General features: G+C 36.2%; 14 protein-coding genes. All 14 read left to right on the top strand.

Annotated elements, in window-relative coordinates:
- Positions 1-51 precede the first annotated feature (51 nt).
- Genes HJP15_RS04550 through HJP15_RS04485 form a run of 14 tightly spaced genes read left to right on the top strand, consistent with a single transcriptional unit; the run spans position 52 to position 13,020 of the window.
- On the top strand, positions 52-999 hold the full coding sequence (locus tag HJP15_RS04550) for an NAD-dependent epimerase/dehydratase family protein (protein ID WP_170173156.1): 948 nt from the start codon (positions 52-54) through the stop codon (positions 997-999).
- A complete protein-coding gene (locus HJP15_RS04545; protein WP_082355636.1) occupies positions 996-1,601 on the top strand; it encodes an SIS domain-containing protein in 606 nt (201 codons plus the stop codon). The genes HJP15_RS04550 and HJP15_RS04545 overlap by 4 nt, the downstream gene beginning before the upstream one ends.
- Positions 1,594-2,592 carry a GDP-mannose 4,6-dehydratase gene (locus HJP15_RS04540; RefSeq protein WP_170173155.1) on the top strand — a complete coding sequence of 333 codons (999 nt, stop codon included), beginning with the start codon at positions 1,594-1,596 and terminating at the stop codon, positions 2,590-2,592. The genes HJP15_RS04545 and HJP15_RS04540 overlap by 8 nt, the downstream gene beginning before the upstream one ends.
- A 7-nt stretch (positions 2,593-2,599) precedes the next feature.
- Positions 2,600-3,262: a class I SAM-dependent methyltransferase gene (locus tag HJP15_RS04535; protein ID WP_054453867.1), complete on the top strand. Its 663-nt coding sequence runs from the start codon at positions 2,600-2,602 to the stop codon at positions 3,260-3,262.
- A gap of 8 nt (positions 3,263-3,270) precedes the next feature.
- The gene (locus tag HJP15_RS04530) at positions 3,271-4,074 is read left to right on the top strand and encodes a transketolase (RefSeq protein WP_170173154.1); all 804 of its coding nucleotides are present in this window, start codon (positions 3,271-3,273) and stop codon (positions 4,072-4,074) included.
- Positions 4,071-4,991, top strand: coding sequence for a transketolase family protein (locus tag HJP15_RS04525; protein WP_170173153.1), 921 nt, complete (start codon positions 4,071-4,073; stop codon positions 4,989-4,991). The genes HJP15_RS04530 and HJP15_RS04525 overlap by 4 nt, the downstream gene beginning before the upstream one ends.
- Positions 4,988-5,602: an HAD family hydrolase gene (locus HJP15_RS04520; protein ID WP_212760625.1), complete on the top strand. Its 615-nt coding sequence runs from the start codon at positions 4,988-4,990 to the stop codon at positions 5,600-5,602. Before HJP15_RS04525 ends, HJP15_RS04520 begins: the two co-directional genes overlap by 4 nt.
- 1 nt (position 5,603) lies before the next feature.
- Positions 5,604-6,104, top strand: a complete 501-nt coding sequence (locus tag HJP15_RS04515) for an adenylyl-sulfate kinase (protein WP_054203333.1) — start codon at positions 5,604-5,606, stop codon at positions 6,102-6,104.
- Positions 6,101-6,874: a class I SAM-dependent methyltransferase gene (locus HJP15_RS04510; protein ID WP_054453866.1), complete on the top strand. Its 774-nt coding sequence runs from the start codon at positions 6,101-6,103 to the stop codon at positions 6,872-6,874. The genes HJP15_RS04515 and HJP15_RS04510 overlap by 4 nt, the downstream gene beginning before the upstream one ends.
- A gap of 1 nt (position 6,875) precedes the next feature.
- Entirely contained in the window at positions 6,876-9,194 is a 2,319-nt protein-coding gene (locus HJP15_RS04505) for a PEP/pyruvate-binding domain-containing protein (protein WP_170173152.1), read from the top strand.
- On the top strand, positions 9,191-9,790 hold the full coding sequence (locus HJP15_RS04500) for a gamma-glutamyl-gamma-aminobutyrate hydrolase family protein (protein WP_054203336.1): 600 nt from the start codon (positions 9,191-9,193) through the stop codon (positions 9,788-9,790). Before HJP15_RS04505 ends, HJP15_RS04500 begins: the two co-directional genes overlap by 4 nt.
- A 1-nt stretch (position 9,791) precedes the next feature.
- Positions 9,792-10,547, top strand: a complete 756-nt coding sequence (locus HJP15_RS04495) for a phosphocholine cytidylyltransferase family protein (protein ID WP_054203337.1) — start codon at positions 9,792-9,794, stop codon at positions 10,545-10,547.
- Between the two features lie 9 nt (positions 10,548-10,556).
- A complete protein-coding gene (locus HJP15_RS04490) occupies positions 10,557-11,858 on the top strand; it encodes a hypothetical protein (RefSeq protein ID WP_170173151.1) in 1,302 nt (433 codons plus the stop codon).
- A gap of 1 nt (position 11,859) precedes the next feature.
- On the top strand, positions 11,860-13,020 hold the full coding sequence (locus HJP15_RS04485) for a sulfotransferase (RefSeq protein WP_170173150.1): 1,161 nt from the start codon (positions 11,860-11,862) through the stop codon (positions 13,018-13,020).
- Positions 13,021-13,025: the final 5 nt, after the last annotated feature.

The raw sequence follows: 13,025 nt of genomic DNA, 5'->3' as shown, positions 1-13,025 counted from the left end.
TATGTCATTGAACATTATATTTATGACTACCAAAGAATTAGAGAATATTAAATGAATCCAAAAACAATATTAGTTACCGGTGCAACTGGCTATAAAGGAACCGTATTGGTTCCAAAGCTACTGGCTTTAGGCCATCGCGTAATCGCATTTGACACCCAATGGTTTGGTAATTTTTTGCCCTCTCATGACAACCTCTCAGTCATTAAAGGTGACGTACGCGACACTGATACGATTAACTTAGACGGTGTGGATTCTATTATTCATCTTGCTTCTATCGCAAACGATCCCTGTGGTGATTTAAACCCTAAATTAACATGGGAAGTGAGTGCGTTAGCAACTATGCGCTTAGCCGATAAAGCAAAGCGCTCTGGGGTGAAGCAGTTTATTTATGCGTCATCTGGTAGCGTATACGGTATCAAAGATGAAGAACATGTAACTGAAGACTTAACGCTTGAACCTATTTCAGAATACAACAAAACAAAAATGGTTGCAGAGCGTGTTTTACTTAGTTATGCCAGCGATATGGCGGTACAAATTGTTCGCCCAGCAACCGTATGCGGCGTATCTAAACGTATGCGTTTAGATGTTTCTGTTAATATGCTGACAATGCAAGCTCTGAAAAATGGAAAGATTACGGTTTTTGGTGGCGATCAAGTCAGACCAAATATTCATATTGACGATATCACGGATCTCTATATTTATATGTTAGATAATCCAGATAAAGTCTCAGGTGTGTTTAATGCAGGGTTTGAAAATATTTCAATTATGGATATTGCAAAAATGGTGCAGGCTAAAATAGCGTGTGAGATTGATGTAACGCCTTCAAATGACCCTCGTTGTTACCGTATTAACTCAGATAAATTACTCGCAACTGGTTTTACACCCAATAAAAATGTCGACACTGCCATTATCGAAATTATTACAGCTTACAAACAAGGTTTACTAAAAGATGAAGATCATTTTTACAACCTTAAATGGATGCAAAGAGAGGTTCTATGATTAACAACCAGCGAACCCCAGCGGTACCTAATGATTTAGTAGAAGACCTAACAACAAACTATATAGCCAGCCTAACGGCTGTGCTAAAACAGCTAGATAGCAAAAAAATTAAAATCCTTGTTGATGCTTTGCTAACTATGAAAGCAAATAATGGCACGTTGTATTTATGTGGAAATGGTGGTTCGGCTGCAAATGCAATCCACCTAGCAAATGACTTTACATTTGGTATAAGCCCGCAAGGTAATGCACTTAAAGTTGAAGCGTTACCTGCTAACAGCTCTGTTTTAACTTGCTTAGGTAATGATATTGGTTATGAAAATATCTTTGCACATCAGCTAAAAGTTAAAGCGAATAGTCATGATATTTTACTAATTTTATCTGGCAGTGGTAACTCTGAAAATATAATTAGAGCGACTCAACAAGCACTCGATATTGGTATGAAAACAGTCGGTATTTTAGGATTTTGTGGCGGTAAAGTTAAGCCTATGCTTGACCAAGTTTTCCATTTCGAAATCCAGGATATGCAAATATCAGAAGATACCCAAGTTATTGTCGGGCATATTTTAATGAAAGCTCTTTATCTGGAATTACAAAATGACTGACTCACCAATTATTGTTATAGGAAGTAATTCTTTTTCTGGCGCCTCTTTTTGCTCTCACATGCTAAAGCAAGGTAAAAAAATCCTCGCGATCAGCCGCTCTAGTGAACCCGTTAATGCCCTGTTACCTTATAAATGGCAAGATTGCCACACAACGAATCTAGCATTTAAACAACTCGATTTAAATCATCATTTAGATGACATATTAACACATATCAAACAAGAGAATGTTGGCACAGTTTATAACTTTGCAGCCCAAAGTATGGTGGGACAAAGCTGGGAATACCCAGAGCATTGGTTTATGACCAACGCAGTGTCAACTATCAAATTACACAATGCACTTCGTCAACTCGACAGTTTAGATAAATACATACATATCTCTACACCTGAAGTGTACGGTAGCTGCGAAGGATTGGTTCCTGAGCATCGGAACTACCAACCAAGCACGCCCTATGCTGTATCACGAGCTGCTGCTGATATGAGTCTTCATACATTTTCTGATGTTTATGATTTCCCTGTTGTTTTTACTAGAGCAGCCAACGTGTTCGGTGAAGGACAACAACTGTATAGAATAATTCCAAAAACAATACTGTCTATATTATTAGGCAAAAAGCTACCGCTTCATGGTGGCGGCTACTCTACTCGCTCATTTATCCATATTGATGATGTGTCTAGTGCAACACAGTTAATTGGAGAGCAAGGACGTAATGGCGAAATTTATCATATTTCAACAAAGCGTATGATCACAATCCGCGCAATTGTGGAGATGTTATGCAAAATGTTAAACGTCCCATTTGAACAGACATGTGAAATAACAGGTGACCGACTTGGTAAAGACGCTGCTTACCTGCTTGATACTCAAAAAATCAGATCAGAATTACAATGGCAAGACAGTATTTCACTCGAAGACGGCCTTGCCAAAACAATTGATTGGGTCAAAAGCAACCTTGATACTCTAAAAACACAACCACATAACTATATTCATAAAGCCTGAGGTATTCATGCTAGGAAAAGAATTAGATTTATTAAAAAACTACCCTAAATCAAAAAGAGACACCAAGGGAAGAGCCAATGTAATTACCGAAGCTGATAGAGAAATTGCTCGCCAATATGGTAAAGATTTTTTTGATGGTGATCGTACCTATGGATACGGTGGTTTTAGCTACATGTCTCGCTTTTGGCAACCGGTTGTTCCTGATCTTCAATCTCACTTTCAATTAACAAAAGAAAGTTCTTTACTGGATGTAGGTTGCGCCAAAGGCTTCATGCTCTATGACCTGCAACAGCATATCAAAGGTATAAAATTAGCTGGGTTGGATATTTCTAGTTATGCTTTAGAGCATGCCAAAGAAGAAGTTAAGCACTTACTTCAACAAGGGGATGCAAAGAGTTTACCTTTCGATGACGACAGCTTTGATGTCGTTATGTCAATCAATACTATCCATAATTTAGATGAAAAAGAATGTGCTATCGCGTTACAAGAAATTGAACGTGTAAGTAAAGGAAAGTCATTTATAACTGTTGATGCCTATCGAAATGATGAAGAAAAAGAGCGTATGCTCGAATGGGCATTAACCGCAAAGACCATCATGCATGTTGATGATTGGAAGGTATTCTTTAAAGACCATGGTTACACTGGCGATTTTTACTGGTTCATACCATAGAGATAACTATGAATTTAGAGCAAATAGCAGCAAAAATACGATACACATTATGTGACGTATCGAGTAAAACAAAAACCCCACACTTGGGTAGTTCACTGTCATGTACTGATATATTAACAGCACTTTATTGGCAAGTACTCAATGTAGAACCATCAACACCATCAATGCCAAGCAGGGATTACTTCTTGCTTGGTAAAGGCCATGCTGCAAGTGCACTTTATACCACACTTGCCTACAGGGGTTTTTACCCAGTGGTAGATCTTTATCAACACGGCCAAACCGACTCTGTTTTTGAAGAGCACCCCGGCATAAACTCCCCTAAAGGAGTTGATACCGTTTCGGGATCACTTGGCCATGCACTTTCACTTGCAACAGGTATGGCATTAACCTGTAAAATTCAAAAAAAAACTAATCGCTTTTATGTTCTCATGGGCGATGGTGAGCTCAATGAAGGAACGATTTGGGAAGCGGCCATGTTTGCAGCCGGTAAAAAACTATCCAATCTCGTTGCCATCATTGATTTTAATAAACTTCAAGGCACTGGTGAAAGCTGTGAAATAATGCACCTTGAACCATTAGAAGAAAAATGGCGGGCATTTGGCTGGCACACAATTCGCCTTGATGGTCATGATATTTTGGCTATCAGCGACGCTTTAAAGGATGCGCAATCTTACGACAAACCGGTGTGTATAATCGCTGATACAATTAAAGGAAAAGGTATTTCTTTCATGGAAAACGATAACAACTGGCATTATCGTATACCAACTCAAGATGAAGTTGAAAAAGCAAAACAGGAGTTGGGGCTAAAATGAGAAATGCATTTGCAAATTGTTTGACCGAATTAGCTAAATCCGACACCAGTTTAATGCTTTTCTACGCTGATATCGGTAATCGTTTATTCAATAATCTAAAAGAAATTGCTCCCGATAGAACAATCAATGCAGGCATCGCCGAAGCAAATATGGCATCAATGGCTGCGGGCTCCGCAATGATGGGCCAAAAACCTTTTATTTATACCATTACGCCATTTACTACAGCGAGAAACTTTGAACAAATAAAAATAGATATCGCTTATCAAAACCAACCCGTTATCATCGTTGGCACGGGCTCAGGCTTATCCTATGCTAATTTAGGGCCCACACATCATTCGTTTGAAGATATCGCGTTAATGCGAAGCTTGCCAAATATGAATATTGTATGTCCTGCCGATTCAGACGAACTTAGCGTATTAATGCCCCAATTAATCAAACTCAACCAGCCGTGTTACTTTAGAATTGGTAAAAAAAATGAGCCAAAGGTTCACAAAATTTTACCTGACTTAAAGTTTGGACATGCATATACAATGCAAGAGGGTCAAACAGTCGCAATATTAGCAACGGGCACGATTATGCCACTCGCAAATGATTTGTTCATTGAACTTCAAAGTAAAGGCATTAACGCCGAGCTTGTCAGTTTTCATACAGTAAAACCCCTTGATACTCAATATTTAGCCTTAGCTTGTGAGCGCTTTGAACATATAATCACTCTTGAAGAACACAATGTGAATGGCGGCTTTGGCAGTGCCGTACTTGAATATATTAGTGAACAACCTAAAACACCAAGAGTACACCGTTTTGGTATCCCTGATAAATTTATTGATCAAGTTCATAGTACTGAAGATGCACGTAAAAAAGCAGGTTTAACTGTTTTAGATATAATCACAACACTAAAAAATAGAGCTGTAATATGATTATCGGTATCGATTTTGATAATACTATTGCTGACTATACAGGTGTGTTTCATCGCGTTGGAGTGAAATTAGGCTGGCTTCCAAAAGAAGTGGGACAAACAAAAGAAGATGTGAAAGCATACTTTATTAATGCTGGAAATGAACCAAAGTGGACTGAATTACAAGGTATCGTATATGGGAAAGAAATTAACCAAGCTAAACCATACCTAGGTTGCCTAGAGGCAATAAAAAGCTTAAAAAAAGAAGGTCATAGTATTTTCATCGTGTCGCATAAGACTAAATACCCAATTATTGGTGATAAAACTAACTTTCATATTGCGGCCACTAATTGGCTAAAAAGTCATGGTTTTACTAATTGTACCGATGGACCTATTGCCTCTGAAAACATATCATTTCATGAAAAACAAGAAATAAAAATAAATCGGATTTCAACTCTCCAATGTGATTTTTTTATTGATGATCTTAGTAGTGTCTTAAATAGCGCTTTATTTCCATTACCAACAGAAAAAATTCTTTTTAATCAAAAGCCACATCCGAGCATTGAGTTAAATACGAGTGATTGGAAGAAAGTTCATCCAATGATTAACTCTTTCATAAATAGGAGGAATTAAAATGGTGATTTGGCTAACAGGTCGTCAAGGTGCAGGGAAGACAACCTTGGCAAAAATATTGCATAACATATTGGATGAAAAGTTAAACAAAGTAATCCTTCTTGATGGAGATAAACTGCGTGAGGTTTTGGGTAATCAAAATTACGATAACGACTCTCGCTCAGCACTAGCAATGACTTATGCTAGGCTATCAAACATGCTATCTCAACAAGGAGCTACCGTTATTTGTGCAACAGTATCCATGTTTCACAGTGTCAGGGAATGGAACAGGTCAAATAACGCACAATATTTTGAAGTGTATATTAAAGTTGAACCTGACGTATTAATTAAAAGAAACCAAAAACAGCTATATTCCGAAGCTGCGCTAAATAATAAGAATTATCTACATGGGTATGATATTCCTTTTGAAGAACCATTAGCACCGGATTTAATACTTAATAATAACGGTCTAGAAACGCCGCTTGAAGCAGTCAACAAAATTGTAATGGAATTAATAAAATGAAAAAAAAACTTGGTGATTTCACTGGCCTAGCAAAAAATTACTCATTATATAGACCTAGTTACTGCCCTTTAGTATGTAAAGCCATTTTAGGGTTAATCGATAAGAATAATAATGAGATCGATTTTGTAGATGTCGGTGCTGGTACTGGTATTTGGACTCGTATGATCAACCACGCTGGCTTAAATAGTACTGTCGCAATTGAGCCTAATGATGATATGAGAAAGCATGGTATTTTGGACAGTCAAAAAACAAACATCACCTGGGTAAATGGCTCTGGTGAAAATACAACGCTAAATGACAACAGTGCCGATTTACTTTCCATGGCTTCATCATTTCACTGGGTAGATTTTGAAAAAGCAATAAAAGAATTTTCTCGAGTACTACGCCCGGGCGGTTTTTTTACAGCAGTATGGAATCCTCGACATATTGAGTGCAATCCATTACTTGTCGAAATTGAAGAAAAGTTATATGAAATAGCGCCTCATATAAAACGCGTGTCATCTGGGAACTCTGATTTTACCGATACACTAACAGAACGTCTAAGAAATGCCGATGTATTCTCCGATGCTATTTACTTAGAAGGGTTTCATACTATAAAACAAACACCTGAAGAGTATTTAGGCGTCTGGTGGTCAGTGAACGATATTCGAGCACAAGCAGGTGAAGATAAATTTATGCAATTTATGGCTTTTGTCGAAGAAAAAACAAGTAACTTAGATTTTATTGAGACAACTTATAAAACAAGAGCTTGGCTAGCTAGAGTCCGTTAGAATGATTTTTACTACCAAATCGCAAAATCTAATCTCTTTACAGAACATTTTAACAACTGCGAAGATACTCCCGCAATTTTGTTTTACAGCAGAACAATGGAAAAATGAATCTAACGATGTTCTGAATAGTTTTTTTACATTATATAAATGGAGTGATAAAAAGCTAATTGTAAGAAGTAGTGCTGTCTGTGAGGATAGCGCCTTTCAATCATATGCTGGTTATTATGACTCCATACTCAATGTCGAAGGAGTGAAAAAACTAGAAAGTGCGATAGAAAGTGTTTATCAATCATTTGAAAACTACACCCCTAATGATGAAATATTCATTCAACCGATGCTGGAAAATGTAGACATTAGCGGAGTCGCTTTTACAAAAGATCCTTCTAACAATACGCCTTACTATGTTTTAAACTACTCATTGTCCAGTTCAACTGACGCCATAACCGCAGGTACTTCCAATGAGAATGTCAGTTATATATCAAAGCAATTTGATGGATTAGATAAAGAGTCTTGGCAATTTAAATTATGCTCTCTATGTAAAGAACTCGAAAAAATATATGGGCTTGATGCACTAGATATTGAATTTGCAGTTGATAAAAATAAACATTTATACCTATTTCAAGTTAGACCCTTGATAATTAAAAGCCTAGATAATTTTTGCGATCAAGAACATTTTAAAATATTAAAAACGCTAGAAGCAACTATAAGTAGATTCATAAAGCCACACCCTTATTTAAATGGAGAGCGCTCTGTTTTAGGCATTATGCCTGATTGGAATCCAGCCGAAATTATTGGTGTTCGACCTCGCCCACTCGCTCTTTCTTTATATAAAGAGTTAATTACCGATTCAACATGGGCATATCAAAGAAATAATTATGGTTATAAGCAACTAAGAAGCTTTCCTCTTTTACTTTCCTTAGCTGGCTTACCTTATATTGATGTAAGAGTAAGTTTTAATTCATTTATACCTAAAGATACACCTGATAGGCTTGCTGAAAAATTAGTTAATTATTATATAAACGAATTAAAAAATGCCCCCGAAAAGCATGACAAAGTTGAGTTTGATATTATATTTTCTTGCTTTACTTTAGATTTGAATGAGCGTTTAAAACGCTTAAGTGAAGCTGGATTTTCCGAATCTGAATTAATAACATTCACTGAATCACTAAAAAAATTAACAAATAATATAATTAAAAATGATGGCTTATGGAAAAAAGACATCGAAAAGATTAACACACTCCCTAATCGTCGAATAAAAATATTAAGTAGCGGCTTATCTAAAGTAGAGAAAATCCACTGGTTGCTGGAAGATTGTAAAAGATATGGCACACTTCCATTTGCAGGGCTTGCGAGAGCTGGTTTTATTGCGGTGCAATTTTTACGCTCAATGGTTGCTAAAAATATAATAACAGAGCAAGACTACAATAAGTTTTTGTCTTCAATTGCGACTGTTAGTTCCACATTAAAACAAGATTTCATTAACCTCCCTCTATCAAGTTTTTTACAGCAGTATGGGCATCTTCGCCCAGGCACATACGACATACTTTCTCCTCGTTATGACAAGGCACCAGAGCGTTACTTTAATCAATCAGATAAAAATGTTAAAGAGCAAACTTTCGATAACTTTACTTTGAGTTTAGAACAGCTTTCCGCTCTTAAAGAGTTATTAGAAAAAAGTGGCATTGAACATGATGTGATATCTCTGTTCTCATTTATAAAAGGTGCAATAGAGGGAAGAGAATATGCCAAGTTTATCTTCACTCATAGCCTAAGTGATGCTCTTGAGCTTATTACAGAGTTAGGACTTGAACATCAGTTAAATACAGATGATATGTCATATGTTGATATATCATCCATACTTAAAACTTATTCAAGTAGCGATGATCTACTAAATATTATTAAAAGCTCTATCGATACTGGGAAAAAAAATCACCTAAAAGCACAGCAGATCACACTCCCGCCACTAATATCGAGTCCATCTGATGCATACTTTTTTAACATGCCTGAAGGTGAACCTAACTATATTACACAAGGTAAAATAACTGCCGAAACAACGATGAATCCAGCTGCATATGAAGAACTGGCAGGAAAAATTGTTTTTATTCCTTCAGCAGATCCTGGATTTGATTGGTTGTTTTCTCATCCAATTGCAGGGCTTATTACTAAATATGGGGGATGTAATAGCCATATGGCGATTAGAGCTGGTGAGCTTAATATACCTTCAGTTATCGGCGCGGGTGAAATTTTATATGCAAAATGGCTTAAAGCCGAAAAATTAGAGCTAGATGCAAACAATAAAAAAGTGATAATTATCAGATGAAATTAATTGGTATAACACAACGAGTTGATATTCATCCAACCTATGGTGAACGTCGTGATGCTTTAGATCAGCGATGGTATCAATTCTTTTTATATTGCGGATTCATACCAATTCTAATCCCTAACTGTATAAAAACTTGTCGTGCTCTGCTTGCTAGAGTCCAGTTAGATGGCTTTGTTTTCACAGGAGGCAATTCGCCAATGCACTATGCTGGGGATGCCCCAGAAAGAGATGATGTAGAGGCTTTTCTAATAGAACATTGCGAAACTGTAGGCTTACCTATTCTAGGCGTATGCAGAGGGATGCAAATGATACAACTTCATTATGGTGGCTCGTTAGACTGTATAAAAGGCCACGTTAATAAGATAATTGAAATAAAAACGGATGAAGAGCAGTTACCTAGATTTGTAAACTCATATCATACTCTAGGGACCACTACAACAAAAAAGCCTTTATTAACAAAAGCTAAAAGTAGTGACAATATAGTCAAAGCAATAGAGCATAGCCGCTATAGTATCTTTGGGATTATGTGGCACCCTGAAAGAAATACCCCCTACTGCGATGAAGATATACAACTTTTCAAGGATATATTTTAAAATGAAAGCCATTATACTTGCCGCAGGTACAGGCTCAAGACTCGAGCATTTAACAACAGATAAGCCAAAGTGCTTAGTGGAGTTATGGCACGAACCATTGCTTAAAAGGCAATTACGCCAACTCAATTCTTTAGGAATAAAAGACACATTAGTCATCACTGGGTTTAAAAGTGAAGCAATATTAGAGTATACAAATAACATTGTGATTAATACTGAATACGATAGCTCGAATATGGTATTTAGCTTAGCTAAGTCAATCGATTGGATTAAAAAACATGCTGACGAAGAATTCATTGTTCTCTATGCAGACATTGCCTACCATACCGATACATTAAAAGAACTAATTAAGCATAAGTCTTCATTCCCTTTAACTGTCCTTGGTAATTTAAAATGGCAAGAACTTTGGGAAATGCGTATGGAAAACCCATATGATGACGCTGAAAGCTTTATATACAATGATCAATTAACATTAACAAATATTGGCAATAAGCTTACAAGTCAATCACAAGCAATGGCCCAATTTATGGGGATGTTTAAAGTAGAAGCAACAGTGCTAATAGAGCAACTGCAACTATTTATTAATGAATCTCATGATTTTAGTGTAAAAAATATGTATATGACTTCGCTTTTACAAAAATTAGCGAACCAATATTTCGTCGACGTACTTTTAATCGACGGTCGCTGGATTGAACTTGATACATTAGCTGATTACACTCTTTATAGTACACAAAATCGCCTTTTCTTTGGCTTAGACTAAGAATAATAAATGTATACAATAATATATGGTATAAGTTCACCGACAGAACTATTTTTAAAATCTTCAATCAATACAGGTAATAATCTATTTGCTTGTACGGATGGTGGAGAGTCCTACAAAGGCACTCAAGCTCTTAGCCTTGAAGATTTGGCGTTAGTCCCTCATGATCAAATTGATAGAATTATTATTTGTTCCATGTTTGTTTCTGAAATATGTAATGGTTTACGTGAAAAAGGCCTGCCATTAGAGCGCACTTATTTTTTTGACCATACAAAGAAAAAACTAATTCATTACAATGCATTATTAGCTAAGCAAGTCAGTAGTGAAGATATCTTATATGCCGTTTACGACCTATCAGTTCATTTAGCATGTTTTGATGTAATTAACTTTGTGGTGTTAGCTGAAATTGCGAGAATAGAGCAACATAAAACATATATTCAATTTATTTTAGTCCACGATCGTTCAACAGTCGGTGAAAACTTTAATACACTTCGATTTCATGATGCTGATGATTACGCATGGCGGATTGAGAAAATAGTCAAAACAGTTTTTACCTGTGTTCCTAGCTACATATCTATTACTGAATTTCCTTTTAAAGAGGACGCTTTTATTTTCCTTGCAACAAAAGAGAACGTCTTCCCTGAATCGTATTATACAAATAAAAAGTCACCCGCTATCAACACTCTCTTACTAAGAAGTGTACCTTTGAAATATGATATGAGCGTCCTCAGCGCACCTTTAGTAGGTAAAAATCTTGCTGCATCTTTTTTAAATTCATTACCCGATAATAAAAAGATCATCGTAATAACACTTCGAGAATACGAAGCGCAGCCAAAAAGAAATAGTGACATTGCTCAGTGGTCTGCATTCCTTGATTCACTTGATTTGACAATATATTGCCCTGTGATTATAAGAGATACATATCAAAGCACTGAAAAACCTGACGACAGGTTAAAAAAATACATCCACTGCCCCCAGGCTTCAATGGACTTTTGTGTCCGTTTAGCACTGTACGAACTAGCCTATATTAATATGGGAGTCTCTAGTGGGCCTAACTACAGTATTAGCTTTGTTAAGGGTGCCCGCTCTATAATTTTCCAAATGATTGATGAAAACAACCCTGCGAGCTCATCTTGGACAGCAAAGCGTTCGGGTTTAGAAATAGGAAAAGATTTTTTCTTTAATGATAGTAAACTTCAAATGACTATTTGGGAAAAAGACGACTTGAATCATCTACAGCACGCTTTCGATATATTAGTAGCGCGTATTAATAAATTAACAAAAATCAATCCCCAACAAGCAGGTCAGTAATATGAACTTTAAAGTCGCGGTCGGAGTATGCTATGGCAGAGGGGGCTCTTTTTTTCTCCACTCACTCCTTGATGGGCATCCAGAAGTCATTAGCCTCCCCCCTTATATGATGAACTTGGCTCAGCATATTTTTAATACAGCGGATCTTGAAAATAAAGAATTTACCGAACAATTCATCTTAGACTTTAACAATCTATTTGTTGAAAGTTACTCTCAGTGTGTTAGTAACCAGTATATTAACTTTAATAATAATATGGCTAGAACGCAAACAGGGTTACTAAATTTAGATAAGAAAAAGTTTAAAGAAGCGCTTATTTTAGAGTTAGAAAATAAGCCTAAAGCATTCAATATTCGATTTATAGCTATTCATATTATTATATATCAGCTTCTAGGCATTAACACTTCAGATAAAAAAGTTATTTTTTATCAATTACATACTCCTAATTATACTGTAATGAGGAAAATGTATGACGAGTTCAATCACTTATTAGTTTGCCATTCAGTAAGAGATCCTATCGCGTCTTTTATTAGGATGTCTCTTGCTCATTGCAATGACTTGCAAAAGTTACCTGACTATGAAATATCGTTAGGGAGATCTACGGTTGAGTCATGCTTTAGACATTTCTTATATGCTGGAAGCGATCTAACTGGATGTGAAAACAGTAAGAGCCTAGCGATAAAGTTAGAACAACTCCATGCAACCCCTCAACAAACACTTCAACTGGTTACCTCATTTTTACAAATAGGATGGCATGATATTTTACTTGCTGAGACGATTAATCATGGTCAAAATTGGCAAGGGATCATCGGGGATACTACAGGCTTTAATCTTGAAAAAACATTAAACAATAATAGAAAGTATCGCTCTTATGTTGATGAATATGACTTAATTCGATTAGAAAAAATTGCTCGCCAACGTTTTTTAAAATGGGAATACCCTCTGCAATATGAAGATATCACAGAAAAATTAGATTTTGAAAAACCCTATGCTTTCGAGACGTTTTCATTAACTGTATCGAATAAAAATAAAAACCTAACAGATAGAAATGTTGATGCCGATATAACAGTCTGTAGAGGCGAATTACATACAGCCATCCTTAAAACGATCAATTATATGCCAGAGCAATTTGGTGCATTTACCTCAATTTCAACAAATGAGTAATTATT

The organism is Pseudoalteromonas sp. NEC-BIFX-2020_002 (assembly GCF_013002825.1).
Lineage (GTDB): Bacteria > Pseudomonadota > Gammaproteobacteria > Enterobacterales > Alteromonadaceae > Pseudoalteromonas > Pseudoalteromonas neustonica.
The sequence above is the reverse complement of the archived record's forward strand: the minus strand, read 5'-3'. Positions and strand labels throughout refer to the sequence as shown.